General features: G+C 65.0%; 23 protein-coding genes and 1 tRNA gene. 12 read left to right on the top strand and 12 right to left on the bottom strand.

All coding sequences use genetic code 11. The annotated features are described in order from the left end of the window. Positions 1–85: 85 nt before the first annotated feature. Together AC6UAL_RS06135 and AC6UAL_RS06130 are read left to right on the top strand one after the other, a co-directional pair. Positions 86–220, top strand: coding sequence for a hypothetical protein (locus AC6UAL_RS06135; protein WP_500682492.1), 135 nt, complete (start codon positions 86–88; stop codon positions 218–220). A 12-nt stretch (positions 221–232) separates the two neighbouring features. Next, positions 233–1240, top strand: a complete 1008-nt coding sequence (locus AC6UAL_RS06130; RefSeq protein ID WP_500682491.1) for a serine/threonine protein kinase — start codon at positions 233–235, stop codon at positions 1238–1240. A gap of 227 nt (positions 1241–1467) precedes the next feature. Here AC6UAL_RS06130 and rpmA read toward each other — a convergent pair whose 3' ends face one another. Then, positions 1468–1716, bottom strand: coding sequence for a 50S ribosomal protein L27 (gene rpmA / locus AC6UAL_RS06125; protein ID WP_500682490.1), 249 nt, complete (start codon positions 1714–1716; stop codon positions 1468–1470). A gap of 32 nt (positions 1717–1748) precedes the next feature. Next, positions 1749–2069, bottom strand: coding sequence for a 50S ribosomal protein L21 (rplU, locus tag AC6UAL_RS06120; protein ID WP_500682489.1), 321 nt, complete (start codon positions 2067–2069; stop codon positions 1749–1751). A 102-nt stretch (positions 2070–2171) separates the two neighbouring features. Here rplU and tsaE point away from each other — a divergent pair, with 102 nt between their 5' ends. Continuing rightward, entirely contained in the window at positions 2172–2621 is a 450-nt protein-coding gene (gene tsaE, locus AC6UAL_RS06115) for a tRNA (adenosine(37)-N6)-threonylcarbamoyltransferase complex ATPase subunit type 1 TsaE (RefSeq protein ID WP_500682488.1), read from the top strand. Between the two features lie 128 nt (positions 2622–2749). Here tsaE and mnmE read toward each other — a convergent pair whose 3' ends face one another. Next, positions 2750–4099, bottom strand: a complete 1350-nt coding sequence (gene mnmE / locus AC6UAL_RS06110) for a tRNA uridine-5-carboxymethylaminomethyl(34) synthesis GTPase MnmE (protein ID WP_500682487.1) — start codon at positions 4097–4099, stop codon at positions 2750–2752. A gap of 147 nt (positions 4100–4246) precedes the next feature. Between mnmE and AC6UAL_RS06105 the strand changes: the two genes are divergently transcribed. Continuing rightward, a complete protein-coding gene (locus tag AC6UAL_RS06105; RefSeq protein ID WP_500682486.1) occupies positions 4247–5128 on the top strand; it encodes an alpha/beta hydrolase in 882 nt (293 codons plus the stop codon). Between the two features lie 165 nt (positions 5129–5293). Here AC6UAL_RS06105 and AC6UAL_RS06100 read toward each other — a convergent pair whose 3' ends face one another. Further along, positions 5294–6673, bottom strand: coding sequence for an L-serine ammonia-lyase (locus AC6UAL_RS06100; RefSeq protein WP_500682485.1), 1380 nt, complete (start codon positions 6671–6673; stop codon positions 5294–5296). A 142-nt stretch (positions 6674–6815) separates the two neighbouring features. Beyond that, entirely contained in the window at positions 6816–8015 is a 1200-nt protein-coding gene (locus AC6UAL_RS06095) for a glycine C-acetyltransferase (RefSeq protein ID WP_500682484.1), read from the bottom strand. 305 nt (positions 8016–8320) lie between these two features. On the opposite strand from AC6UAL_RS06095, the gene AC6UAL_RS06090 reads away from it, so the two are divergent. After that, complete coding sequence (locus AC6UAL_RS06090; protein ID WP_500682483.1) at positions 8321–8890, top strand: hypothetical protein; 570 nt, start codon at positions 8321–8323, stop codon at positions 8888–8890. A gap of 102 nt (positions 8891–8992) precedes the next feature. Here AC6UAL_RS06090 and AC6UAL_RS06085 read toward each other — a convergent pair whose 3' ends face one another. The 4 genes from AC6UAL_RS06085 to AC6UAL_RS06070 all read right to left on the bottom strand — a co-directional run bounded on the left by AC6UAL_RS06085 (position 8993) and on the right by AC6UAL_RS06070 (position 14280). Beyond that, positions 8993–9502, bottom strand: coding sequence for a flavin reductase family protein (locus tag AC6UAL_RS06085; RefSeq protein WP_500682482.1), 510 nt, complete (start codon positions 9500–9502; stop codon positions 8993–8995). Between the two features lie 165 nt (positions 9503–9667). Further along, positions 9668–12388, bottom strand: a complete 2721-nt coding sequence (gene acnA, locus AC6UAL_RS06080; protein ID WP_500682481.1) for an aconitate hydratase AcnA — start codon at positions 12386–12388, stop codon at positions 9668–9670. Between the two features lie 177 nt (positions 12389–12565). Continuing rightward, a complete protein-coding gene (locus AC6UAL_RS06075) occupies positions 12566–13144 on the bottom strand; it encodes an outer membrane protein (RefSeq protein ID WP_500682480.1) in 579 nt (192 codons plus the stop codon). A 299-nt stretch (positions 13145–13443) separates the two neighbouring features. Then, positions 13444–14280, bottom strand: a complete 837-nt coding sequence (locus AC6UAL_RS06070) for a 7-carboxy-7-deazaguanine synthase QueE (RefSeq protein ID WP_500682479.1) — start codon at positions 14278–14280, stop codon at positions 13444–13446. On the opposite strand from AC6UAL_RS06070, the gene AC6UAL_RS06065 reads away from it, so the two are divergent. The 4 genes from AC6UAL_RS06065 to AC6UAL_RS06050 all read left to right on the top strand — a co-directional run bounded on the left by AC6UAL_RS06065 (position 14279) and on the right by AC6UAL_RS06050 (position 16758). Further along, positions 14279–14821: a low molecular weight protein-tyrosine-phosphatase gene (locus AC6UAL_RS06065; RefSeq protein ID WP_500682478.1), complete on the top strand. Its 543-nt coding sequence runs from the start codon at positions 14279–14281 to the stop codon at positions 14819–14821. The genes AC6UAL_RS06070 and AC6UAL_RS06065 overlap by 2 nt on opposite strands. Positions 14822–14908: 87 nt before the next feature. Further along, positions 14909–15361: a hypothetical protein gene (locus tag AC6UAL_RS06060; RefSeq protein WP_500682477.1), complete on the top strand. Its 453-nt coding sequence runs from the start codon at positions 14909–14911 to the stop codon at positions 15359–15361. Positions 15362–15385: 24 nt separating this feature from the next. After that, a complete protein-coding gene (locus tag AC6UAL_RS06055) occupies positions 15386–16216 on the top strand; it encodes an alpha/beta fold hydrolase (RefSeq protein WP_500682476.1) in 831 nt (276 codons plus the stop codon). Next, positions 16213–16758, top strand: coding sequence for a hypothetical protein (locus AC6UAL_RS06050; RefSeq protein WP_500682475.1), 546 nt, complete (start codon positions 16213–16215; stop codon positions 16756–16758). Before AC6UAL_RS06055 ends, AC6UAL_RS06050 begins: the two co-directional genes overlap by 4 nt. Positions 16759–16865: 107 nt before the next feature. On the opposite strand, the gene AC6UAL_RS06045 is transcribed toward AC6UAL_RS06050, so the two are convergent. Then, positions 16866–19556, bottom strand: a complete 2691-nt coding sequence (locus tag AC6UAL_RS06045; protein WP_500682474.1) for an SUMF1/EgtB/PvdO family nonheme iron enzyme — start codon at positions 19554–19556, stop codon at positions 16866–16868. Between the two features lie 142 nt (positions 19557–19698). On the opposite strand from AC6UAL_RS06045, the gene AC6UAL_RS06040 reads away from it, so the two are divergent. The 3 genes from AC6UAL_RS06040 (at position 19699) to AC6UAL_RS06030 (ending at position 23106) form a co-directional block, all read left to right on the top strand. After that, positions 19699–19780: transfer RNA gene (locus AC6UAL_RS06040), tRNA-Leu, on the top strand. A 448-nt stretch (positions 19781–20228) separates the two neighbouring features. Then, positions 20229–20633 carry a transposase gene (locus tag AC6UAL_RS06035; protein ID WP_500682473.1) on the top strand — a complete coding sequence of 135 codons (405 nt, stop codon included), beginning with the start codon at positions 20229–20231 and terminating at the stop codon, positions 20631–20633. Between the two features lie 232 nt (positions 20634–20865). Continuing rightward, positions 20866–23106: a carboxy terminal-processing peptidase gene (locus AC6UAL_RS06030; RefSeq protein ID WP_500682472.1), complete on the top strand. Its 2241-nt coding sequence runs from the start codon at positions 20866–20868 to the stop codon at positions 23104–23106. A gap of 105 nt (positions 23107–23211) precedes the next feature. On the opposite strand, the gene AC6UAL_RS06025 is transcribed toward AC6UAL_RS06030, so the two are convergent. Further along, positions 23212–23823, bottom strand: coding sequence for a TatD family hydrolase (locus AC6UAL_RS06025; protein ID WP_500682471.1), 612 nt, complete (start codon positions 23821–23823; stop codon positions 23212–23214). Positions 23824–23851: 28 nt separating this feature from the next. Beyond that, positions 23852–24598, bottom strand: a complete 747-nt coding sequence (gene radC / locus AC6UAL_RS06020; RefSeq protein ID WP_500682470.1) for a RadC family protein — start codon at positions 24596–24598, stop codon at positions 23852–23854. Between the last annotated feature and the right edge of the window lie 173 nt (positions 24599–24771).

Genomic DNA, 24771 nt, shown 5'->3' with positions numbered 1-24771 from the left:
TCCGCTCAACGCCACGTCTCCTCAACCCGCGCTCGCGCAACGTTACCGCAACCCGCATTACCGAAACTTTCGTCACCCGGCTCACATGATCGCAGCCCGCGTTACCGCAACTCGCGTTACCGCCGTCCTCGTCCCCACCGCCCAAGTTCCCACCGTCCTCGTCCCCTCCGCTCAAGTTCCCTCCGCCCAAGTTCCCACAGCACCGACACCCGCCCTCTGACACCCTCTGCTCATGACAGACTCTCTCCCTGAATCCTCCCCCGTTGCGCCTTCCCTGCCCACCCCGGCCGTCCCCGCCGACGCGCTGCCCGGCGATGCCGCCGCTAAACCGGCCCGCAAACCCGGCCGGAACCCGGGCTGCGGCATCGCCGCCAAAGAACTCCCCCGCGACTACCAACTGCGCAACTACCGCATCATCCGCCCCTTGGGCTCGGGCGGATTCGGCGTCACCTATCTGGCGCAGGACGTCAATCTCGAGCGTCCCGTCGTCATCAAAGAGAGCTTCCCGAACTCCATCTGCCACCGCAGCGCCGGCACCCTCGACGTCGAACTCAACGACGAAGAAGGGCGTGAGACCTACGAGTGGGCCACGGGCAACTTCCTGCGCGAAGCCCGCCTGCTCTCCACCCTCGATCACCCGAATATCGCGCGCGTCTACGCCTACTTTGCGGCACACAAGACGGCCTACTACATCACCGAATACATCGACGGCAGCTCGCTGGCCGAAGTCTCGCTCGACTACGATCGGCACGAGATGGACATCCCGCAGAGCGCCCTCTACGGGATGATGGTGCGCGTGCTCGACGCCCTCTCGTACCTGCACGGCAAAAAACTGCTGCACCGCGACATCAAGCCCGACAACATCCTCATCAACCGTCAGGGCTACCCCATGCTCATCGACTTCGGCGCCGCGCGCGAGGAGTACGGCGACCTCGGCAACAGCGTCGTTGAATCGCAGGGCTTCAGCCCCTCCGAGCAAAGCATGCCGGGCGGCAACATGGGGCCGTGGACGGATCTGTACGCCTTCGGCGCGACGCTCTACTACATCCTCACCAACGAATGCCTGCCCAACTGCCGCATGCGCGAGCTGAGCGACAGCGTTGAACCGCTCGTGCGCAACCCCCGCCTGAGGCGCATCTACCACCTGCGCCTGCTCGCCTCCATCGACCGCGCCATCCGCCCCTCCATCGAGCAGCGCTACCGCTGCGTAGACGAGTGGATGAACGACCTGCACCTCTGAGCCCCGCCGCGCTTCGCCGCGCCTCCTCCCTCTCCGCCTGCGGGCAACAACGCGTCGGCCGGGAACGCAGCGGCTGACAACGCAGCGGCAGGGAACGCGTCGGCCGACAACGCAGCGGCCGGGCGGCACGACGGCGAACGGCGAACGACAAACGACAAACGACAAAAAAGCCGCCGCCCGGCCGGGCGACGGCTTTTTGATGCAAAGGAGAAACGCTGCTCCGCGAATCAGGCTTCGGGGGCAACATTGACGCGCGTACCCTCGCGATCGAAGAACACGCGACCGTCGACAAGCGAGAAAATCGTGTAATCGCGGCCCATGCCCACACCCTTGCCGGGGTGGAACTTCGTGCCGCGCTGGCGCACGATGATATTGCCGGCGATGACGGACTGACCGCCGAACTTCTTAACGCCGAGACGCTTGCTGCGGGAGTCGCGACCGTTGCGGACGGAACCTTGACCTTTCTTATGTGCCATGACGAATCAGAATCAGAAATAGGGGTTAATAATCAGGCGTTGATTGCGGTGATCTCGACCTTGGTGAGAGCGGCGCGGAAGCCCTTCTTCTTGTGGAAACCCTTGCGACGCTTGAACTTGAAGGCGATGCCCTTGGCGCCGCGAGCCTCGGGATCGAGGACCTTGGCGACCACCTTGGCCCCGTCCACGGTGGGCGTGCCGACGGTCGTCTTATCGCCGTCCTCCACGAGGAGAACCTGATCGAACGTAGCCTCGCCGTCCTTCTCCAGACCCGCGATGCGGTCAACGGTGAGCACGTCGCCGACCGTCACACGGTACTGCTTGCTGCCGGAAGTGAATACTGCGTATGCCATAATTTTTGAATTTTAAGATTGCTCCCGCGCTTGCGGGCTGGCACATTATAGGCAAGCCGCGACGTTTGGCAAGAAAAATTTTGTAAAATTTTGCAAAAAACGATGAAAAAGTGGGAAAATTTTTTTAACAAGGGGCCGATACACACGCGCAGCGAAGCCGAAATGATCGCCTTGGGGCGGCGCATGGCGGCGGAACTCGCAGCCGGAGACGTCCTCGGCTTCGTCGGCGACCTCGGCGCGGGCAAGACGCATCTGATTCAGGGCCTGCTGGAAGGGCTGGGGTGCAGCGATCCCGCGGCCAGCCCCACCTTCTCTCTGGTGCATGAGCACGGCGGCGGCCGGCTCCGCGCCGCGCACTTCGACTTCTACCGCATGCGCAACCCCGACGAAGCCCTGGGCATCGGCTGGGATGAATACCTCAGCAGCAAGGCCGTCCTGCTCGTCGAATGGGCCGACCGCTTCGACGGCGAGCTCATGCCCGAGGGCACACACTGGCTCGTGCTGCGGCACGAAGGCCCGAGCGAGCGCAGCGTCGCACTCGCCGGCGCCTGAATCCCCGCCGCAGGCCGCCCCGCACGCGGCGCCGGAGCTCAAAACCGCGGCGCCGCGCCAGAACTCAACGCCGCGCAAAAACCGCCGCGCCGCGCAAAACCGCAGCGCCGTGCAAAACCGCAGCACGCCTACTTGCCGAGGCAGAAGGTCGCGAAAACGCGGCTGAGAATATCCTCCGTATCCGTCTTGCCCGTAATCGCCCCGAGAGCCTCGAGCGCCTCCTGCAAATCGACATCGACAAACTCCGGCGACTCGCCCGCCCGCAGCGCCTCCTTGGCCCGAGCCAGCGCCTCGCGCGCCTGCACCAGCGCGTAGCGGTGGCGGCTGTTGATCGCGGCAAAGCTGTCACTCTCGCCCGACTCGTGCAAAAAGAGAGCCTGAAGCGCCGCCTCCAGCTCCGCGCGCCCCTCGCCGCTGCGGCAGGAGAAGCGAATTCCCCCCCGCTTCTCCTGAAGCGGGTGCATCGGCAAATCGCACTTATTGAGCAGGAGCAGATGACGGGCACCGTGAAGCGACTGCAACTCCGGCGGGAGCGGCACGGGCGCCTGCGAAGCATCAACCACCTCGATGAGCAAATCCGCCGAAGCCCCTGCTGCCTTGCTGCGCTCCATCCCCGCCTGCTCAAGGGCATCGCCGCTCTCGTGCAGACCCGCCGTATCAATGAGATGCAGGCAGAGCCCGCCGAGCCGCAGCGACTCCTCAATCGTATCGCGCGTCGTGCCCGCCGTATCACTCACAATCGCCCGCTCGTAACCCAGCAGACAGTTGAGCAGGCTCGACTTGCCCACATTCGGCGCCCCGACGATAGCCGTGCGGATACCCTCGCGCAGCACGCGCCCCTCATCCGCCGTCGCCAGCAACTCCGCCAGCATCGCATCGGCAAGCTCCAGACGCCTCAGCAACTCACTGAGCGCGGCAGGCTCAATATCCTCATCCGGAAAGTCGATGAAAGCCACCGTGTGCGCCGCCACATCCGTCAGCACATTCACCGCCGCCTCAACGCGTCGGCAGATGGCGCCCTGCAACTGATTCTGCGCCGCGCGCAGGGCCAGATCACTGCCCGCCGAGATAATATCCATCACCGCCTCCGCCTGCGTCAGATCCATGCGCCCGTTCTCGAACGCGCGGCGCGAAAACTCTCCGGGCTCCGCCGGACGGGCTCCGCAGGCAAACAAACGCTCCAGCACCCGCTTCGTCACCAGCAAGCCCCCGTGGCAGCTGAGCTCCACCACATCCTCACCCGTAAAACTCGCCGGAGCCGCAAAAAACGTGGCCACCACCTCATCAATCACCCGATCCTGCGCATCGCGCACGCGCAGCAAGGTCGCGCGGCGCGGCTCCGGGCGCCTCCCGCGCGTGCAAGCCGCCAGCACCTCGCGGGCACCCGGCCCGCTCACGCGAATCACCGCCAGAGCCCCCGTCCCCGGCGGCGTCGCCACCGCGGCAATCGTCTCCGTCATCTCAGACATCTCCGTCATATCCGCCCTCGAAGCTTCCATGCCCCCCATCATCGCACAAACGCAGCCGAAAGTCCATGCTTTATGAGAGCGGACGGCGCGAAGAGTCGGCGGCGCGCGGTGTGATTGCGGCTTGACGCCGCTGCCGCCGCATGCTAGAGTACGGGCATGAGTCGCCGCCGATATCGCTTGCTCCTCCTTTTGCCCGTCCTGCTGCTGCTTGTGGTTGCGGTTGCTTGCTGCGCGTCCCGTCGGCTCGTCTTCGTCGGCAGCGTGAGCGGCGACTTGCCCACGGATGCGCAGGCGGCCGAAGCGGCGGCTCGTCAGGCGGGAGAGCGCGAGAAGGCGCGCGCCGAGCTGGAGGCCGCCCATCTGCAGCTGCCGATGGAGGACGGCACGAAGCTCAGCGGCTGGTTTTTCAACCGCGGCGCTCAGGCGCCTCTCGTGCTGATGTTCGGCGGCAATAACATGCATGTCGGCTCTTTTTTGGATCTGCCGCTCGCCGACATGAGCCGCTCGTATCTCTTGCTCAACTATCGCGGTTTCGGCGAGAGCGAGGGCGAGCCGAGCGAGGAGAGCGTCGTGGCCGACGCCTGCTTCAGCTACGATTGGGCGGTGGCGCAGGTGGGCGGGCAGCCGGCGTCCGTTGCGGTCGTGGGCTTCAGCCTCGGTTCGGGGGTGGCCGTGCAGTTGGCGGCGCGCCGCCCGCTCAGCAGGCTGGTGCTGATTTGCCCCTTTGACAGCATCGTCGGCGTCGCTGAGGACTTCGTGCCCTGCCTGCCGAATCTCGCCCTGCGCGACCGCTTCGATTCTGCGGCGAAGGCTCCGCTCATCCGTTGCCCGCTTTGCATTTTGGCGGCGGAGCGCGACAGCATCGTGCAGCCGCCCCGCACGCAGAAACTGCGCGAGGCCTTCGCACGCGAGCATGAGTACCGCAGTTACCCCTGCGACCACAACGATATCTTCGCCGCTCCCGGCTTCTCGCGCGATTTGTTCAACTGCCTGCCGTCGGGCGCCGAGGCGACGGTCGCGCCGCTGCCCGAGTCCTGAGGCGGGCGCGGGCAGCCGAGCGTGCGCGCTTCTTCATCGCGCGGGCCCTGAGCGGCGCTGCCCGAGAGACGCTGCCCGAGAGACGCTGCCCGAGTGACGCTTTCCGAGTGACGCCGCTTGTGCGCCCGTGCTTGTGTGACACTCTTTGCGCGACGCCGCCGGAGGTCAGCAGGTGAGGGCATTTTTGGCCAGTCCGGCCAGCGATGTCTCGCGGTAGCCGGCTTGGAGCGCGTGTCCGGTTTCGTACATCGTGCGGATGACGCTGTCGAGGCTTACGAAGTGCGACCCGTCGCCGCGCATGGCGAGGCGGGCGGCGTTGACGGCCTTGACGGCGCCGATGGCGTTGCGCTCGATGCAGGGAACCTGCACCAGCCCGCAGATGGGGTCGCAGGTCAGGCCGAGATTGTGCTCCATGGCGATTTCGGCGGCGTTTTCAATCTGCGCCGAACTGCCGCCCATGGCAGCCGTGAGCCCGGCCGCCGCCATCGAGCAGGCAACACCCACCTCGCCTTGGCAGCCGACCTCCGCACCGCTGATGGAGGCGTTGGTGCGGTAGAGGTTGCAGATGGCCGCCGCCGTCAGCAGCATGATGCCGGTGCCCTGCTGCGCCGTGTAGGGCGAGTCTTTGTAGCCGTAGCGGTTGAAGTAGCGCAGCACCGAGGGCATCACGCCCGCTGAGCCCATGGTCGGGGCGGTGACGACGCGGCCGCCGGCGGCGTTCTCTTCGGAGACGGCGAAAGCCCAGAGGTTGATCCAATCAATCATGACGAGGGCATCCTCATCGTTGTGGCGGAACTTGTCTTCGAGGCGGTGGTAGATGAGCGGTGCCCGGCGCACGAGGTGCAGGGGGCCGGGCAGCGAGCCGGAGGCGGCGATGCCGCGCTCGATGCTCTCCTCCATCACCAAGGCGATGCGCTTGACGCCGTGGCGCACCACGGGCGAGGGGCGCAGCGCGCATTCATTGAGAAGGACGAGCCCGGCGATGGTGAGCTTCTCTCGCGCGCAAATCTCCATCATCTCGCGGCAGGAGCTGAAGGGGTGGGGCACCTCGGGCGGGTCGGCGGGGCCGCGGTCCATCTCATCCTCGCGGCGGATGGCTCCGCCGCCGATGGAGAAGTAGCGCTCGGTGAGCAAGGGGGCTCCCTCGGCGTCGCTCGCGGTGAACTCCATGCCGTTGGGGTGTTGCGGCAGGCTCTCCTTTTTGAGCAGGAGGACGGAGTCGTCCATGCAAAAGTGAATGGGCTTGACGCCTCCGAGGATGAGGCGCTCGGTGCGCCGCACGGTGCCGAGGTAGTCGGCGCCGATGTCGATGCTTTCGGCCTCTTCACCCATGAGGCCGTAGACGACGGCGCCGGGGGTGCCGTGCCCTTCTCCCGTCAGCGCGAGCGAACCGTAGAGGCGCACGCAAACACTTTCGGTCTGCGCCAGCAGCCCTTGCTCGCGCAGGTGGCGCACAAAGCGGGCGGCGGCGCGCATCGGGCCCATCGTGTGTGAACTCGATGGGCCGATGCCGATGGAGAAAACGTCAAAGAAACTCGTGTACATGACCGGGAATGCTCGGCGGAGCGGGAAGGGGGGAGGGGAAGTGGGGAAACGAAGGGGGGCGAGGACGATGAGCCGTGCTCAACGATGCAACAAAGCGGCAGTCCCGCCCGAGGGGACTGCCGCTTGTCAAAGTATCGGCTTTTTACTTGATGAGGCCGAGCTCGCGACCGGCCGTCGCGAAGGCCTCGATCGCGCGATCGAGCTGCTCTTCCGTGTGAGCCGCAGAAATCTGCGTGCGGATGCGCGCCTGATTCTTCGGCACCACCGGGTAGAAGAAGCCCATGGCGTAGACGCCCAACTCAAGCAGGCGGTCGCTCATCTTCTGCGAGAGAGCCGCATCGCCGATCATCACCGGCACAATGGCGTGGCCGGCACCGGCGAGCGTAAAGCCGCACTGCTCCATGCCCTTGCGGAAGTAGGCGGCATTGTGCTGCACGCGCTCGGTCAGCTCGGTGGAGGCCTCCAGCATATCGAGCACCTTGATCGTCGTCGCGGCGATGGCGGGCATCACGCTGTTGGAGAAGAGATAGGGGCGAGCCTTCTGGCGCAGCGTATCAATGATCTCCTGACGCGCCGAAACGTAACCGCCGGAAGCACCGCCGAGCGCCTTGCCGAAGGTGCCGCTCGTGATGTCGATCTTGCCGAAGAGACCGCAGTGCTCATGCGTACCGCGACCGCGCTTGCCCAGCACGCCCGTCGCGTGCGATTCGTCGAAGTGGACGAGAGCGCCGTACTTCTCGGCCAGAGCGTGAATCTTGTCGAGGCTGGCGATGATGCCGTCCATCGAGAAAACACCGTCCGTCGAAATGAGAATCGTGCGTGCCCCGTTCGCCTTCGCCTCCTGCAACTTGGCCTCGAGATCGGCCATGTCGTTGTTGTTGTAGCGGTAGCGAGCCGCCTTGCAGAGGCGCACGCCGTCGATGATGGAGGCGTGGTTGAGCGAATCGGAGACAATGGCGTCCTCCTTGCCGAGCAGAGCCTCAAAAAGACCGCCGTTCGCATCGAAGCAGGAGCCGAAGAGAATCGTATCCTCCGTGCCGAGGAAGGCGCTCAGGCGCTCCTCAAGCTCGCGGTGCAGCGTCTGCGTGCCGCAGATGAAGCGCACCGACGCCATGCCGAAGCCCCAGCGCTTGATGGCTTCGCGGGCCGTCTCCTCGAGCACGGGATTGTTGGCCAGGCCGAGGTAGTTGTTGGCGCACATGTTGATGACTCGGCTGCCGTCGCGCAGACCGACCTCTGAGAACTGGGGCGTGTGAAGGTAGCGCTCCTGCTTGAACAGACCGGCGGCCTTCATGGCGTCGAGGTCTGCTACCAGACGATTCTTGAAATCCGTGTTGTACATAGCGGGAAAGAGGCTGAGGACTATCAGTCTGACGAATTGTAGCCCCGCAACGCGGAACTGTCAATCCGAAAGGAAGCGTATTGTGACATCCGTGACGCAGCCCCCGCATGCAAGCGAACGCAGGTCGCTGCCCGCAGTAACAGCGAGAGCCGCCGGAAAGCCGAAAAGCCGAAAAGCCGACTCGGCTGAAGCGAGGTTCGGCAGAAGCGAGACGCGGTCGCCCGGCCGGGGCAGTCTCATGCGCTGTTATCCTCCTGAGCTTTTGTGCGCTTGACGGCCTGAAAGACGGGCGGTATCATGAAGGAGTGAGCAGCGAAGAAGTGTGTTACCCCAACGGACAGGCGGCGCGGGCGGGTGATATGATATGGATGGGTGGCCGCGTGCGCAAGGTGATCGAAGTCGTGTCCGCCGCCCGGGCGCCCTTGTTCGGCGACGTAGACGGTGGCATCCTCGTCTCTCGCCACATAGGCCCCTTTGACGCCGGAGGGCTGCTTTACGTCAGCCGTCATGACTTGGAGCAGGAATGGGTCTCTCCCCTCGCAGAGGCGGACAGGGATGAAATCGAGGGCCTGTACAAGGCTCTGGGCGGCATCCTGCATCAGGAGATATGGGGAAATCCCCGCTACGCGTATCATCCTGTTTTGCTCGTCGAGACGGCCGACGGCGGCGAAGAGGAGGTTTGGTATTTGTTTTTACAGCCGTCTCAAGATGTCCGACGCACCTCGGACACGGAAGTTTGTTATGCGTATCACACTAAGAGCAAGCGCTTTGAACAAGTGCCCCATTCCCGTCGCTACGATATGATACGCGGCTTGGTCGAGGCCCGGGGCGGGGGGTGTGAATCGGATGAAGGGGCAGCGCCTCTTCGCGGCTGAAACCGCGGCAAGGGGCGCCTGCCCGACGCAGTCTGCCCCCGCCCGCCCGCTGCCGAGGCAGCTGTCGCGGCTCTCGGTGCATCGCGGGGGGCCGGCGGATGATCAGTCGCGGGTGTGCACGGCGCTGATTTCGCAGATGTAGAGTGTGTGCAGGGGATTGTCCTCGTTGTACCAGCGCGGGGAGACCTCCGCCCAGTCCGTGAAATCGCTCTGCTTCATGTCTCCGGCAAACATCTTGCGGCATTCGATGACGAGATCGGCGTCGTTCATCGCAACGAGTCCTGATTCCAGGGTGCAGGGGCTGAGCTTGGTGGCGGCCATCTTGTCGACGTCGCGTCCGCTGTGCCGACCGCAGTAGGTGAGGTCCTCGCGGTAGCGTTCGGGCATGAAGCTGAGGGTGAGGGAGGGCTCGCGGGTGATGAACTCGCGGGTGTATCGGTTCGTGCGCACGAAGACGAAGGCGACGGGGCGGTTCCAGACGAAGCCGAGCCCGCCCCAGCTGGCGGTCATGGTGTTGAAGGCGTCGGGCTTGCCGGCGGTGATGAGCATCCACTGGTGGCCGAAGAGCTGTTCGGCGTTGCTCTGCAGTTGGCTGAAAGGTATGGTTTTCATGGTGGAATCGTTTGGGGTGAGAGGCGCAGCTGAGGAGACAGACCCCGCGCGGTCTTGCGCCGAGACCGCGCGGGGAAGGGAAAGGTGCGGGCCGCTTCGGGAGCGGATCTGCCGACCGCAGCCGGGCAGGCGGCCTGCGCCGCCTGCCGCCGCGGGTCGCGTGCTTCAGCAGTAGCGCGTCAGCACGTAGGGCAGAATGCCGCCTGCGCGGAAGTATTCCTTCTCGATGGGTGTGTCGATGCGAACGATGAGAGGCAGCTCGAAGGCCGGCGCACCGGCGGGTTTGACGACGAGCGTGGCGGCGCCGCGCGGCTGCAGCTCGTTGCTCAGCCCGGTGATGCTGAAGGTGACGTCGCGCAGGTCTTTGACGCGGTCGTAGTCCGCCGGGTTCGCGAAGTTGAGCGGCAGTACGCCCATGCCGATGAGGTTCGAGCGGTGGATGCGCTCAAAACTCTTGGTGATGACGGCGCGCACGCCCAGCAGGTTCGTGCCCTTGGCCGCCCAGTCGCGGCTCGAGCCCATGCCGTAGTCCTCACCGCCGATGATGACGGTCGGCACGCCGTCCGCCTTGTAGGCCATGCCGGCGTCGTAGATGAAGGTCGGCTTGCCGCAGGGCGCGTCGATGACCGCATCGGGCGCGCTGACGCTGCGCTCGCCGAAGTAGAGCGTGTAGCCGCCTTCGACGCCCGCGGTCATGAGGTTTTTGATGCGCACGTTGGCGAAGGTGCCGCGCGCCATGACCAGATCGTTGCCGCGGCGCGAGCCGAAGGTGTTGAAGTCGCGCTTCTCAACGCCGTGAGCGGCGAGGAAGAGCCCGGCCGGCCCCGTCGCCTTGATGGCGCCCGCCGGAGAGATGTGGTCGGTCGTCACGCTGTCGCCGAAGATGCCCAGCGGGCGGGCGTCGACGATGTCGACGATGTCGCCGCGGCGCCCCGTGAAGCCGTCGAAGAAGGGCGGGCGGTGAATGTAGGTCGAATCCGCATTCCACGCGAAGGTTGCACCTTCGGGCGCTTTGACCTCATCCCACTCGGGCACGTGCCCGGCGTAGCAGGCGCGGTAGTCGTCGGGCGTGCAGGCGCGGGCCTGCGCGGCGGCGATTTCGTCGCCCGTCGGCCAGATGTCGCGCAGGTAGACGGCGCGGCCGTCGGCGGCGGTGCCGAGCGCTTCGTTCTCCATGTCGATATCGATGCGTCCCGCCAGCGCAAAGGCAATGACGAGGGGCGGAGACATGAGGAAGTTCGCCTTCACCTGAGGGTGGATGCGCGCTTCAAAGTTGCGGTTGCCCGAGAGGACGGAGCACGAGACGAGCTTGTTGTCGATGACGGCCTGCTCGATGGCCGCGTTGAGCGGGCCGGAATTGCCGATGCAGGTCGTGCAGCCGTAGCCCACGATCGAGAAGCCGATGGCGTCGAGAGCCGCCGTCAGCTCGTTGTTGGCGAAGTAGCGCTCGGCGATGCGAGAGCCGGGCGCCATGCTGGTCTTGACGTAGGCCGGCACCTTCAGGCCGAGGGCGGCGGCTTTGCGGGCGAGCAGGCCGGCCGCGAGCATGAGCCCGTCGTTGCTGGTGTTGGTGCAGCTGGTGATGGCGGCCACGAGGATGGAGCCGTCGCGCAGCTCCACGTCGTGCACGGTGTCGGCATCGGGATTGCCGGCGTCTCCCTTCATGGTGACGGCGACGGCTTCGGTGCGCGGCGCAGCACCGCTGACGCTCTCGCAGATCTGCGGGAAGCTGCCCTTGAGCTCGGTGAGCGGGATGCGATCCTGCGGGCGCTTCGGGCCCGCCACCGCCGGAACGATGCTCGCAAGATCGAGCGTTAGCTCCACGCTGTAGTCGATGTCGCCCGCCTTGGGCATGCCGAAGAGCCCCTGAGCGCGGTAGTAGGCTTCGTAGGTGTCCACCTGCTCCTCGCTGCGCCCGGTGGCGCGCAGGTAGGCGGCGCTCGTCTCGTCGATCGGGAAGAAGCCCATCGTGGCGCCGTATTCCGGTGCCATGTTGGCGACCGTCGCGCGATCGGGCAGCGAGAGGCTGGCCGCACCCTCGCCGAAGAACTCGACAAACTTACCCACGACGCCCTGCCGGCGCAGCATCTGCGTGACGTGCAGCGCCAGATCGGTCGCGGTGACGCCCTCGCGCAGCTTGCCCGTGAGGTTCACGCCGACCACCTCCGGAACGAGGAAGGTGACGGGCTGGCCGAGCATGCCGGCCTCGGCTTCAATGCCGCCCACACCCCAAGCCACGATGCCCAGACCGTTGATCATCGTGGTGTGCGAGTCGGTGCCGACGAGGGTATCGGGGTAGTAGACGCCGTCCTGCTCCATGACGCCGCGCGCGAGGTGCTCGAGGTTGACTTGGTGCACGATACCCGTGCTGGGCGGCACGACCGAGAAGGTCTTGAAGGCCTGCTGCCCCCACTTGAGGAACTCGTAGCGCTCGGTGTTGCGCTCAAACTCGCGGGTGAGATTTTTCTGACGCGCTTCGGGGAAGCCGGCCCAGTCCACCTGCACCGAGTGATCGACGACGAGATCGACGGGGACGAGGGGCTCCATCTTCGCCGGATCGGCACCGAGGTCCTGCACGGCGGCGCGCATCGCAGCCAGATCAACCAGCAGCGGCACGCCCGTGAGATCCTGCAAAATGATGCGGGCGACGGTGAAGGGGATTTCAAATTGGCCGGGAGCCTTGGCGTTCCACGACGCGAGGTTGGCGACATCCTGCTCGGTGACTTTGAGGCCGTCGCAGTTGCGCAGCAGGCTCTCCAGCACGATGCGCAGAGAGACGGGCATGCGGCTGATGCCGGGAAAACCTTGTTCTGCCAGCGCGGGCAGGGAGTAATAGTGGCCTGTGGAGCCCTTGGCTGTGGTGAAGTCGCGTTTCGTGCTGTTCATGTCAGATGATAAGTCCGAATGGTGAGTCCTGATGGTACGCGGGCAAGTATACACCTTCAAAACACGAAGGCAAGCTCAAAGTTATGCCCTGTTATGAGCGTCGCATGCAAAAACCGCGCGCCCCGTTGCGGGGTGCGCGGTTGAGGAAATCAGGCAATGCTCGTGATCTTCGGGGGATCAGAAGCGGCAGCCCACACCGATGAGGATGCTGTGCTGGCCGAAGGGCACGTCCGTGTAGGTGCGGCTGAACTCGTAGCCGACGCGGGCGTGGATGTTCTCGCTGAAGTAGTAGCGGAAGCCGGCGCCGACACCCCAGGTGAAGCCGCTGTCGGAGTCGTCGAAGTAGGAGCTGTCAGCATCGAGCCATGCGTAGCCGGCCTTGCCACCGACGTAGAAGTCGAGCTTGTCGGTCACCTCGATGTTCAGGTCGTAGCCGATGGTCAGCGGCAGCATGAAGTAGTCGATGTCGAAGCCTTCCGTGTCCTCGGACCCCCAGAGCGCGCTCACGGAGAGGTTGAAGGCGTGGGTGAAGGTGTCGTTGTGATCGTTGTAGAGATTCAGGGCCAGACGCGGACCGTACATGTCGGGAACGTCGGCACCGTCACCCAGAGCAATAACGGCATCCAGCGTGTAGACGGGCTGGACGTCGTTGGCCGTCAGAGCTCCCGTCTGCTGGCTGGGCAGAACGTAGGGAGCGGCGGATGCTGTGCCCGCGAGGGCAGCCAGAATGGCGGATGTAGCAATGAGTTTTTTCATAGACGCCTCAGATATAGCACGGCGAATGGGTGAAATCAAGCTTAAAAACTGCAACTATTAGAAAAAGTTACACGCAGCTTTCTGCCCTTTGTCGCAGCCCTGATGAGTTTCGCTCCGACTCTTAAGTCCTGCTTCGCCGAGAGGGCCGAGCGGCGGGCGGAGAAAGGGGCGAGCAGGCAGGGAAAAGGAAGGGCTGAAGCTCGGCCGCGATACGGTAAGGGGGGAGCCGAAGGGCTCGGCCGCGGGGCGGCGGAGCTCCGGCTTTGCATGGGGCGGCGGAAGCCCCTCGGGACGGGCGCTCAGACGCCCTTGGTGTCGCTCCAGAGGGCGACTTGCAGGCGGTGCCCGTAGCGGACGCGTTGGCGGATGCAGAGGTCGGCGACGGCGGGGGCGGCGGCGTCGAGGGCGGCGCGGTCGGCGGCGCAGGGCATGAGGATGAGGCGTTCCTGCGGGAGTTGCATCCGCTCGATGGCGGGCCAGTCCTCCTCGCCCCGCACGACGAACTTGAACCAAGCCTTGCCCGTGGCGTTCAGCGCGGCGAGCGCCGGAGCGACGAGGCTGTCGGCTGCCGAGTTGCCGGAGTGGGCCAGTTTGGGGGAGACGTTCCACTGGTCGATGCGTTCGGCGAGTTCGGGGCAGGGGGCGATGGTGCCGTTGGTTTCCACTTCAATCGTGAGGTCGGCGGGCAGCAGCTTGAGCAGTTCGACGAGTCCCGCCTGCTGCATGAGCGGTTCGCCGCCGGTGATGACGAGCCCCGGGCAGCGGTAACGCAGCAGGCGTTCGGCGAGTTCGGCCTCTCCCACGGCTATGCCGCCGCCCAGAGCGTGCTTGGTGTCGCACCACGCGCAGCGCAGGTTGCAGCCCGCGAGGCGCAGAAAGACGGCGGGGCAGCCGGCGCGGGGGCCTTCGCCTTGCAGGGAACAAAAGATTTCCGGGGCAGAATGAAGTCGTGCAACGGTGAGCATGTTGTGGTATGATGCGGGGGCACGCCGCTTGTCCCGCCGCTTATAGCAGATGCCGGGCGCGGCGTCAAGCCCGGCGATATTCGAGCGGCGATGCACGGCGATGTCCCTGCGGCGATGCCCGGCGATGTCCGTGCGGTGATGCCGCCGAACCTTTTGTCGAGATTCAACCATGACTGCGATGATGATGAATGATACTGCTTCCGATGCCGAGGCGGCGGCTCCGCGCCGCCTGCGCCTTCTCTTTGTTTGCTTGGGCAACATTTGCCGCTCCCCCGCGGCGGAGATAGTGTGCCGCGAGGCTCTTGCCCGAGCCGGGCTGGCGGCCTCGGTGCAGGTGGATTCTTGCGGGACGGCGTCTTACCACGTCGGGCAGAAGCCCGATGCGCGCATGCTGGCGGCTCTCAAGCGCGCGGGCTACGCGTACGACGGTCATCGCGCCCGCTGTTTCCGCCGCGATGACTGGACGCGCTTCGATGTGATTGTTCCGCAGGACGAGAGCAACCTAGCGGATGTCTTGGCGCTGGCGCACGGCGACGACGAGCGCGCGCGCGTGTTGCCCATGAGCCGCTTTTTCGCCGCCGGAGAGACGCTGCGCGAGGTGCCCGACCCCTACTACGGCGGCGCCGAGGGCTTTGATGCAGTGGTGGCTCTGCTGGAGCGCAGCATGCCGAGGCTTCTCGACGAGCTGTGGCAGCGCTTGAGCCTGCGCTGATGCGGCGGCGGGCGGCTTTTGGACTTGCAAGTCGATAGGGCGCATGTTACGATGCCGAGCAGAAGGAGAGAGGCGATGATGAGAAGAGTGTTAGTCCTGATGTTGTCGGCGCTGTCCGTCGGCGCGTTTTCGTCGTGCCAACAGCCGGTGATGGGCTCGATGAGCCGCGCATCCGTCGATGATTTGCTCGGCGCCGAACGCTTCGCGGTGACGCCCTGCACGCCCGGTTGGATGCTCGAGAAGAGCGATATTTTTGAGCTCGGCGCCGACGAGGCCGCGCAGTTGCGGGCGCTGTTGAGCCGGGCGCCCCTCAATGAGGTCAGCGAAGAGGCCTATCGCACATCCGACGCCTGCGCCCTCGGCAAGACGTCCGATCGCCGATTTTACCTCTACGCCAGCAATGCTCAGTGCATGGAGGCGCACCTCGTCGATGGCAGCCGCGTCGAGTTTGATGACCTCAAGCTCAGCCCGGAGGATCAGGTGAAGGTGTATCGCCTGCTGCGCCCGCAGCTGCGCCGACTTTTCCCCGGGCTTCGCTGAGCCTGCGTTTACCCGAGACTTTCGATGATGAACAAGAACGGTTTGAATGTGTTGACGGGCTGCCTGCTGGCACTGGCAGCGGGCGCCGCCTCGCTGGGGCTCAACTCCTGCGTCTACTCCAATGATCCGCCGCCCGGCGTCTATCCCAAGCCGCCCACGGGTTTTGTGGGGCGCCGCACTCAAGTGCCGCTGCGGGCCGAGAAGGCGGATGTGGCCGTGATTTTCATCGGCGGCTTTGCCGGGCGCTACCTGACGCGCATGCGCGCGGTGTACGAGCGCATGCCGGTGCTGCCGGTGCCCGGCAAACAGTTCCGCGCCTTTTATGACTGGGATGGCGGCGAGGGGATGATTTTCCTCAACAACGTCAACCGAGCGGTGAATGACCTCCAGAACTTCCTGGCGGTGAATCCGAAGGCCGATATCGTCCTCATCGGGCACAGCTACGGCGGCTCGGCCGTGATGGATATCATGCGCCAAGTGACGCGACCGCACGGACGCGTGATCGCCGTGACGATTGATCCCGTGAGCCGCAAGTCGCGCTCGATGCCGCGCACCCGCGCACGCGGCATCGACTACTGGATTAACATCTACTGCGACGATGTCCGCGTGCCCATTGACTACGTGGTCAAGCTCGGCGGCGTCTGGAAGTTCTGCCCGCAGGCCGACGAGAACATCCGCTTCCTCGGCACGGCGCGCGACAAGAAGGGTGACCGCTATCGCCACACGCGCCCCGAGCCCCTCTTCTTCGAGAAGATGGCGGATGCCGCCGAGACGCCCTACGAGCGCCTGCTCCGCGCCTGCGAGCGCTACGGTATCGGAAACGCGGCTTTGCAGAACGGCGGAGGGCGGAGATGAAGGCGCCTTGGGTGCTGCTGGATGAGCTCGCGCAAGAGCTGCGCGAGCTCCGGGCGGATGTGCGCGGCACGGTGCATCCGCTGGCCGTGGTGGACGGGGTGCTTGCCCTCGGGGAGGGCTCGGTCGTCAAGGCGGGCTGCGTGATCGAGGGTTTCGTGCGCATCGGCCGCAACTGCGTCATCGGGCCGAATGCCTACCTGCGCGGTTGCACGGCGGTGGGCGATGACTGCCGCATCGGGCAGGCCGTCGAAGTCAAGAGCAGCCTCCTCGGCCGCGGCGTCTCGGTCGCACACCTCAGCTACATCGGCGATTCCGTCATCGGCGATGAGGTCAACGTGGGCGGCGGCTGCATCATGAGCAACTTCCGCCACGATGCCGGAGAGATTCGCATGCCTTGGGAGGGGCGCCTGCAGGCCACGGGGCGCAACAAGCTCGGCTGCTGGATCGGCGCGCGCTCGCGCATCGGCTGCAAGTGCGTCATCTTGCCCGGGCGCATCCTGCCGCCCGAGACGCAGACCTACCCCGGCAGCGTCGTGCGCTGAGGTGAGGTGCCCAGAAGTGAGGGGCGCAGAGGTGAGGTGCGCTGAGGTGAGGGCCGCTGGCGCTAAGGTGTCCTGCGCGGAGGCGCCGTCGGCACTCCGAGCGGCGCTTACAGAGCGGGCCTGTTGCGGCGCAGCACGAGCCGGAAGCCGATGTTGTCTCGCTTCTCCGTCTTGGGGTGCGGGCTGCGCGTCGCGGTGCTCAGCTGCACCGGGCGGAAGGAGGTGAAGTCTCCCCCGCGCGTCACGCCGAAGTGGCGGAAGCTGAAGCCCTCGGGGCCGCCGTACTCGTCGCTGACCCATTCGGCCACATTGCCGTCCAAATCGTGCAGCCCGCGCTGGTTGGGGGCGAAGGAGCCCACGGGCGACGTGTAGGGGAAGTCATCCCGGTAGTTCGGGATCACGTGGTTGTTGTTGAGGTAGGGCAGGGCACTGGTGTCGGCGAAATTGCCCGTTGAGCGCGCCGGAGGCCAGCGAAGCCCCCAGGGGTACTCCTGCGTCGTGCGGCTGCTGCCGCTGAGGTGGCGTTCGTAGGGCGAACGCCCGTTTTCATTGTTGAGACCCGCCAGAGCGCTCCACTCTTCATCGGTCGGCAGGCGGTAGGCATCCGTCTCTTCGATGTAGCCTTCGCGGCGCTCCTTCTGCGTCAGCCATGCGGCGAAGGCCTCGGCATCGTCGCGCGAGACGTTGACGACGGGGTGGTGCTCGTTTTGCTCGTAGTCGGTGCGGCGGGGCATCGGGCGCCCCGTCGCCTCGCAGAAGTCGCTGTAGTCAGAGACCCGCACCTCGGTCGCGCCCGCCATGAGGTCAGAGCCCGCGGGCTGAAACTTCATGCCGAGACTGTTGATCCACTCGCTGCCGAAAATGACTGAATTGTTCTGCTGCAACACGAGATTGAGAAAGAGCGAGCGCGGCGAGAGCCCGCTGCGCCGCACCGTTGAATAGCCGGGCATGCTCACCTCCAGAAAGTAGGGAGCCAGCGGCACCTGCATGTCAATCATCGGCGTCACCCCCAGCGGCCGCCCGTTGAGCAGCACCGTGGCTCCTGCCGGGTTGGTGTAGATGGTGATGGGCGTCTTGCGAATCGCAGCCGTTGAGAGTCGGTAGGCGCAGAGCCCGGAGTCCGACATCGTCTGCGGTTCCGGGCTCGGAATCAGCAGGTGGTCGCGGCCGATCGTTCCCTCCGCCTCGCAGCGATGCGTCAGCCAGAGCGTGAAGGCGCTGATGCCGGACTGCGAGGTGCGGATGAGCTTCGTGCCCGGCACAAGCTCGCGGGGCACGCGGTCGGGATTGGCCTCACTCTTGAGAAACTCGTTGAAGAGCGCCTCCGTGACGGCGGTGACCGCGCAGTGATTGCCGCTGCCGTCGGGGCGGTATTCGGTGCCCTGCGCGTCCGTCCACGGCTTGCCGGGAACGGGCGGACAGTAGGGCTTGAGCGCCGCATTGAGCGTCAGCACGCCGTCGTGGGGCACCTCGCCCGTCAGGCGCATGTCCGCGTAGCCCTCCTTGCGCAGATCAAAGCTGACGTTTTGCCCGGGCTCCATCGGAACCGGCCCGTAGGGCGTCTCGTCGAGGTAGGTCCCGTCGAGGGAATAGACGGAGGCGCCCGAGGGGACGCTGTTGATGAAAATTTGGCCGAAAGTCGGCTCGGCGGCATCCTCCGGCAGCTCGCTGCTCGCGGGCAAGGGACTCACGGGCGGCGGCGGAGCTTCGGCAGGAGCAGGAACTTCGCCCAGCAGAGCGTGCAGCGCCAGGTTCGTGCGCTTTCGCGCCTCCGGAGAGAGCCGCAGAACCAGAAGCGGCAGCGCCACGACGAGAGCCCCTGCGGCACCGAGCCGCAGCAGAAGAGCCCGCGTCGAGAGGCTTCGGACGCGGCTGCTCTTGCCGCGGCGTCGGCGCGGGCCGTAATCGTGCCGCAGCTCTTCGAGCTTCTCGGCGAGCTGCTGGGCCGAGATGAGCGAGCTCTTGCCGACGTGGGACTCGGCGGCGGCGCAGATGACGTTGTTGAAGGCGAGCCAGCGGCGGTGCGTCGCACCGTCCGGCAGCTCCGTGGGCAGCTCGGGAAAGTCAAGGCGATCCTTGCCCGTGCTCAGCTCATAGAGCACCTTGGCCAGCGCATAGACATCGGCGCGCGGCGTGCCGGGGCCTTCGGGCGGGATGTAGCCCTCGGTGCCGACAAAACTGCGTTGGCTGCTCGGCGCGACGAGCCCTGCATCGGCCAGCTTGGCTCGCCCGTTGACGAAAACAACGTTGGCGGGCTTCACGTCGCGGTGCGTCAGCTCTTCGGCGTGCAGACCCTCCAGCGCGCGCGCCAGCTGGCAGCCCACCTCGATGACGAAGTCGAGCGGCATCGGCCGATGGCCGTAGAGCTGCATATCGCGCTGCAACGTGCGGGGCACGTAGTCGGCAGGCTCGATGTGGATGCCCGTGTAGGCGTCATCCGCCAGCTCCATCACGTAGAAGTAGTAGGGAGAGGGTCCGTCGTGGCGCCCCACGTGCAAAATATGCACCAGCCCGAGGTTGCTGCGGGCGATGGGCTCGTAGTTGAGCACCCCCTCAAACTCGCGCACAAAGCTGCGCTCGTCCTCGAAATCCTCGCGCCAGACCACCTTGACGGCGCGGTAGGCTCCTGTCACCGAGCGCGCCAGCCACACCTCGCCGTAGGCACCCTGACCGATGGAGTGCAGAATCTCGTGGTCGGGCACCTCGGGGCGCGTGCCGTCGGGGTGGCGCCTGCGCTGTCCGGCAGGCGCGACGGCGCGTGACTCGGGATTGCGAGCCTGGGATGAAAGTGAACTCATCGACCCTGTGAGTATAAGCTCTGTCGCCCGCTTTGGCAAGATTCTATTGCGTCTGCGAAATGAAGAAAAATGCACTTTTTTGCGAATTTGGCTTGCAAAGCTTCGCAAACTGTGGTTTAATTGCCCCGCACCCGGTTCCAAGGCGCACGTGGCGGAATTGGTAGACGCGCTAGTTTCAGGTTCTAGTGAGTAACATCGTGAAGGTTCGAGTCCTTTCGTGCGTATCCGGGCGAGGCGAGCATGCAGATGCTCGCCTCGCTTTTTTTGCGGTGAGGATGCGGGCGCTTGCGCTGATGCGGAATCTCTGAGCTCGGCGCCGCCGAAATCAGCGCGGGACGGCGCGGAGGTTCGGCGGTGAAAATGACAGCCGGAATATGGTAATCCGAAGCCCGGAAACGCCGCGCCCAAACAGGCATTTCAAGAGGCCGACCGGCATGCCGTCTGAACGTCGCAACTTCTTGTCGCAGCGTTGAACTCATCCGCCTGCCGCGAGGATTTGCCGAGCGAATTTGCCGCGCGGAAGCTCCGGGTATTCGAGCGGCCTGACGCATGCTTATTTGCTGATGCGACAAGACATCATCATACGCAGCCCTAAAATGAGACATTTATCTTTTCTTGCTTGCCTTGACGAGTTGATAAGTGTATAGAATGAGTCAACGCCTTTTATTGCACATGAGAAAGACTCGCACAAGTTACACGCCTGAGGAAAAGATGCAGATTATCATCGACGTCATGTCTCGCAAGACAAGCATCCAAAACATCTCCAAAGAGAAGGGCATCGCCCCCACCCTGATCTCCCTCTGGAAGAAGCAGGCTGAGGATGCCATTTTGGAGCGCTTCAAGTCCCGCACGCGCGGCCGCCGTCCCAAGACCGTCGAGGCGGCAGACAAGGCGCCGGAGCTGCGCCGGATGAGAAACGAGGCCCGCAAGGCCCGCATCAAGGCGGCTCACCTCGAAAGCTCGCTCAAGGACACGAAGGCTCGCCTCGCCTCCGCCCGGGAACAGATGGCCGCTCTCGCCGAAACGATGGGGTGCAAATTGGTGAAGAACGTGCGCCGCCGCGCCGGCAAGGCGTGAGGCGCCGCGTCGCGACCGCTGCCCGCGCTTCCTCGCCACCGCCCGCGCTTCCGCCCTCCGCGCGAAGCCTGCGCCTCCGTGTCGGCCGAGCCCTCGGCGCCGTGGCGCGAAGCCGCCGCGCCGGCACAAAAATGCAACTTTCTGCGATTTTGGTGAAAGATTGCTCCGTTTCGCGACGTACCTCTAGTATAAAGGGACCAAATCAAGTAGATTCTCAAAAATAACATACGATATGAATATCAGTCTATCACGCTGGGGCAAGCGCGTGGGCGCGCTCACCGCTGCCGCCGCTGCCGCGATGGTAACCGTCCTGTCGCCGACGCCGGCACAGGCAGAGCCCGACTACGACCAGATCGGCCGGCAGTTCTCTCTCGTGTTGCAAAACGCGCACTTCTCGCGCATGCGCTTCAACAACGAGCTCAACAAAGAGTTCCTCAACTGCTTCCTGCAGAACCTCGATCCGCAGCACTTCATCTTCTCGCAGGAAGACGTCGACCGCCTCGCGGAAAAATACGGAGAAAACTTCGGCGACTACCTGCTCACCAACAAGGCGACGGTGCTCTCTCAGGAGCTCTACGGCCTCTACCTCCAGCGCTCGCTCGAATACCTCAGCGCCATGGAGACCATGGTGCGCGACCTGCGCGACGGCAAAATGCAGCTCGATTTTGAAACGGATCGCTCCATCCCCCGCAGCCGCCGCAAGCTGCCCCGCGCCGCCAATCAGGCTGAACTGCGCCGCGTTTGGCAGGACCAGCTTCACGACATGGTCCTCTCCGAAGTCATCCGCCGCGACAACATCACGCGCCTGGCGCAAGAGCAGGGCAAGCCCGATCCCTACGCCAAGGAGCTCTCGATCTACGACAAAATCCTCGCTCGTCTGAAGCGCCAGCGCACCGAGCTGGAGGAATCCGACCTCGAAGACATGGTCTCCTCCGTGCTCAACGCCGTGGCGACGGTCTACGACCCCCATAGCAGCTACATGGGCGCGCGCGACGAACAACTCTTCAAGGATCAGATCAAGGCGTCCATCGTCGGCATCGGCGCTCAGCTGCGCGCCGATGATGACGGCTCCACCTCGATTCAGGGCATCGTCAAGGGCGGCCCTGCGGCCAAGAGCGGCAAGCTCAGTCTGGGTGATCGCATCGTCGCCATCGACCGCAACAACGACGGCAACTGGACCGACATCATGTTCATGAGCATCGACAAAGTCGTCGACCTCATCCGCGGCCAGAAAGGCACCGTCGTCGGCCTGCGCGTCCTCTCCGAAAGCGGAGCTGAAGAGCGCGTCGTCACGGTCGAGCGAGATGAGATTCCGATGTCCGAAGACCTCGCCAGTGCCCGCATCGTCGACATGAAGGTGCCCGGCGCCGACGGCGAGATGAAAAACTACCGCCTCGGCATCCTCACGCTGCCCTCCTTCTACGTGGACATCGAGGGCGACTCCGTGCACTGCGCCTCGGACGTCAAGAAACTGCTGCGCCGCATGAATCAGGAAGGCGTGCAGGGCATCGTGATGGACCTGCGCTTCAACGGCGGCGGCTCGCTCGACGAAGTCCGCAAGATGGTCGGCTTCTTCACCGGAGCGGGACCCGTCGTGCAGGTGAAGGACTCGCGCGGTCAGGTGCGCCGCGAGGCCGTCAGCAGCCGCCCCGTCTTCAACGGCGAGTTCATCGTGCTCACCAACAAGATGAGCGCCTCGGCCTCTGAAATCTTTGCCGGCGCCATGGCCGATTACGGCCGCGCCGTCATCGTCGGCGACGAATCCACCTTCGGCAAGGGCACGGTGCAGGTGCCCCGCAATCTGGCCGAGTTCCTGCCCTACTTCTCCTCGCATGAAGGCGCGGGCATGATCAAGGTGACGACGCACCAGTTTTATCGCGTCAACGGCGACTCGACCCAGCGCCGCGGCGTGCGCAGCGACATCGTGGTGCCGCAGAACTCTGCCTCGCTTCAGTTCAGCGAAGCGGACATGGACTACGCACTGCCCTTCGACAGCATCAAGCGCGCCTCCGGCTACGTGAAGAGCGAGCACCTCGCCTCCATCCTTCCCGAGCTTCAGAAGCGCAGCGGCGCCCGTGTCGCTGCGGACAAAGACATGCAGTACACGCAGGAAAACATCGACCGCTCCCGCAAGCGCGTCGAAGAGAACCTCGTGACGCTCAATCGCGCCAAGCGCGTGCAGGAGAACGCCGACCTGCTCGCCCGCAAGAAAGAAATCGACGCCGAGTGCAAGGATCGCTACGCTGTCATGGCTCAGCAGGACGCGCAGAACCTCACCATTCGCCGCCTCAACCTCTCGGACGTCAACGCCGCCACCCTTCCTCCCTACCAGGACGGCGAGGATAAGGAGTTCATGGAGAAAGCCGACGACCCCGAGGCCGATCTGAGCAAAGGCCCCGAGTACCCCTCGGGTCTCGATCCCGTGCTGCGCGAGAGCCTGAATATCCTTCGCGACATGGTCGACCTCAGATAACGTCGCGCACGGCGCGGTTTTGATACCGAAAAGCCCGGCTCTCGGATCGCCGAGGGTCGGGCTTTTTTGCGCCTTGGGGTAGGGGGGGATCGGCGCCTGCGGCCGTCAGCAAATGTCGGGGCGCAGCGCGTGGAGCAACTCCAGCGTGCGCTCGCGGTTTTCGGGGTGGTCATCCGTCTCGGGGAAGAGGCGCCCGGCCGGAATGCGGGCGTAGCGCTCCGTCGCCTTCGGGTGCAGCAGCTCGCGCAGACCCACGGAAAACACGGCCCCGAGACTCAAAAACTCGCGCGCCATCTCGTGCGAGCCGCTCCACGCATGCAGCAGCACGCGCGGCAGAGTCCCCAGCCGTTTCCGCTCGCGCAGCAGCTCCAGCAAGCGAGCGCGCGCCCCGGCGCTGTGCAGATGCGCCATGCGATCGTGGCGGTAGGCCGCCCCCAGCTGGATGTGCAGCAGCAACTCCTGCTCGGCAAGCGAATCGCGGCAGCGCTCCGTGCCGTCAAGCCCGCACTCGCCCACATCGGCCGCCGGGTAGCGCGTCAGCCATTCATCCAGCTCGAAAGCCAGCTCGGCCGGATCCGCACCGGCAACGTGAGCCGGGTGAATACCGAAGCAGGGAGTCATCCCCGGCGCCGCCGCGACGCGCGGCCAATCCTCGCGCGTCACCGAGCAGAGAAAACCGCCGCAGGGCGCGGGTTCATGCGTGTGATAATCCTTCATATCGAAAAGAGAATAGGGAACAAAGACCTCAGCTCAGCAGCCCGTGTTCGCGGAAACTGTAATACGGCTGCGGGCACTCCGCGGAAGGCGAGCCGATAATCACGTGATCGCGCAGCGGAATCAACATCAGCTTCGCGCATTCGTTGACGGACGCCGTCAGCTCCCGATCCTGCCGACTCGGCATCGGATTGCCCGAAGGGTGATTGTGCGCCATGATGAGCGAGGCCGCCCGATGGCGAACCGCATGGCCGAAAATATCGCGCGGGTGCACCACCACGCGCGTGAGCGTCCCGCGGGCGATGCGCTCGCGGCGAATCAGGTGCCCGCGCACATCGAGCATCAGCAGCTCCAGATTCTCCTGAGCCTCAAAGCGCAGATCCGGAGCCAGCAAATCGTACACATCCTTCGGCGTCGCGAGCGGTCGGCGCTGCACCTCCTCGCGCACCGCGCGGCTGCCCAGCTCAAACACCGCCGCCAGCGTCGCCGCCTTCGCCGGGCCTATCCCCTTGCAAATCTGCATAAAATCCTGCGCCTCCATCGCCCCCAGAGCCGCCAGAGAACCCGCCCGGCGGCGCAGCATCGCCGCCAGCTCCAACACATTGCAGCCCCGGATACCCGTGCGCAGAAAAAGGGCAATCAGCTCATCATCCGTCAGACTCGCTCGCCCGCGCTGCAGCAACTTCTCGCGCGGCAGATCATCCGAGGGCAGATCGAGCAACCGCCCCGAAGAAGCCGCCGGCTCAGTCGCATCCGCCTGAGAGCCATCCGTATTCATCCGTCCATTCTACACCGGCACCCCGGCCTGCGTCAAGCCCGCAGCCGCCCGCGCCCGCACCAGCAAGGCCGGCGGAGCACAAAGCGCGACATCGCGGCCACACCTGTCCCAAAGTTTGAGCAGGGGGGAAAAGGGATGCAGTAATCATGCGGGTTGTCGGGCAAGGAGAGGGC

This window comes from Candidatus Parakkermansia intestinigallinarum (assembly GCF_944389695.1).
Lineage (GTDB): Bacteria > Verrucomicrobiota > Verrucomicrobiia > Verrucomicrobiales > Akkermansiaceae > Akkermansia > Akkermansia intestinigallinarum.
This window is presented reverse-complemented; position numbering and strand designations above follow the sequence as displayed.

Excerpts from the sequence above, each read along its gene's own strand:
- AC6UAL_RS06135 (WP_500682492.1), top strand. The coding sequence starts at position 86 with ATGATCGCAGCCCGCGTTACCGCAACTCGCGTTACCGCCGTCCTCGTC.
- AC6UAL_RS06130 (WP_500682491.1), top strand. The coding sequence starts at position 233 with ATGACAGACTCTCTCCCTGAATCCTCCCCCGTTGCGCCTTCCCTGCCC.
- rpmA (WP_500682490.1), bottom strand. The coding sequence starts at position 1,716 with ATGGCACATAAGAAAGGTCAAGGTTCCGTCCGCAACGGTCGCGACTCC.
- rplU (WP_500682489.1), bottom strand. The coding sequence starts at position 2,069 with ATGGCATACGCAGTATTCACTTCCGGCAGCAAGCAGTACCGTGTGACG.
- tsaE (WP_500682488.1), top strand. The coding sequence starts at position 2,172 with ATGAAAAAGTGGGAAAATTTTTTTAACAAGGGGCCGATACACACGCGC.
- mnmE (WP_500682487.1), bottom strand. The coding sequence starts at position 4,099 with ATGACGGAGATGTCTGAGATGACGGAGACGATTGCCGCGGTGGCGACG.
- AC6UAL_RS06105 (WP_500682486.1), top strand. The coding sequence starts at position 4,247 with ATGAGTCGCCGCCGATATCGCTTGCTCCTCCTTTTGCCCGTCCTGCTG.
- AC6UAL_RS06100 (WP_500682485.1), bottom strand. The coding sequence starts at position 6,673 with ATGTACACGAGTTTCTTTGACGTTTTCTCCATCGGCATCGGCCCATCG.
- AC6UAL_RS06095 (WP_500682484.1), bottom strand. The coding sequence starts at position 8,015 with ATGTACAACACGGATTTCAAGAATCGTCTGGTAGCAGACCTCGACGCC.
- AC6UAL_RS06085 (WP_500682482.1), bottom strand. The coding sequence starts at position 9,502 with ATGAAAACCATACCTTTCAGCCAACTGCAGAGCAACGCCGAACAGCTC.
- acnA (WP_500682481.1), bottom strand. The coding sequence starts at position 12,388 with ATGAACAGCACGAAACGCGACTTCACCACAGCCAAGGGCTCCACAGGC.
- AC6UAL_RS06075 (WP_500682480.1), bottom strand. The coding sequence starts at position 13,144 with ATGAAAAAACTCATTGCTACATCCGCCATTCTGGCTGCCCTCGCGGGC.
- AC6UAL_RS06065 (WP_500682478.1), top strand. The coding sequence starts at position 14,279 with ATGACTGCGATGATGATGAATGATACTGCTTCCGATGCCGAGGCGGCG.
- AC6UAL_RS06070 (WP_500682479.1), bottom strand. The coding sequence starts at position 14,280 with ATGGTTGAATCTCGACAAAAGGTTCGGCGGCATCACCGCACGGACATC.
- AC6UAL_RS06055 (WP_500682476.1), top strand. The coding sequence starts at position 15,386 with ATGATGAACAAGAACGGTTTGAATGTGTTGACGGGCTGCCTGCTGGCA.
- AC6UAL_RS06050 (WP_500682475.1), top strand. The coding sequence starts at position 16,213 with ATGAAGGCGCCTTGGGTGCTGCTGGATGAGCTCGCGCAAGAGCTGCGC.
- AC6UAL_RS06045 (WP_500682474.1), bottom strand. The coding sequence starts at position 19,556 with ATGAGTTCACTTTCATCCCAGGCTCGCAATCCCGAGTCACGCGCCGTC.
- AC6UAL_RS06035 (WP_500682473.1), top strand. The coding sequence starts at position 20,229 with ATGAGAAAGACTCGCACAAGTTACACGCCTGAGGAAAAGATGCAGATT.
- AC6UAL_RS06030 (WP_500682472.1), top strand. The coding sequence starts at position 20,866 with ATGAATATCAGTCTATCACGCTGGGGCAAGCGCGTGGGCGCGCTCACC.
- AC6UAL_RS06025 (WP_500682471.1), bottom strand. The coding sequence starts at position 23,823 with ATGAAGGATTATCACACGCATGAACCCGCGCCCTGCGGCGGTTTTCTC.
- radC (WP_500682470.1), bottom strand. The coding sequence starts at position 24,598 with ATGAATACGGATGGCTCTCAGGCGGATGCGACTGAGCCGGCGGCTTCT.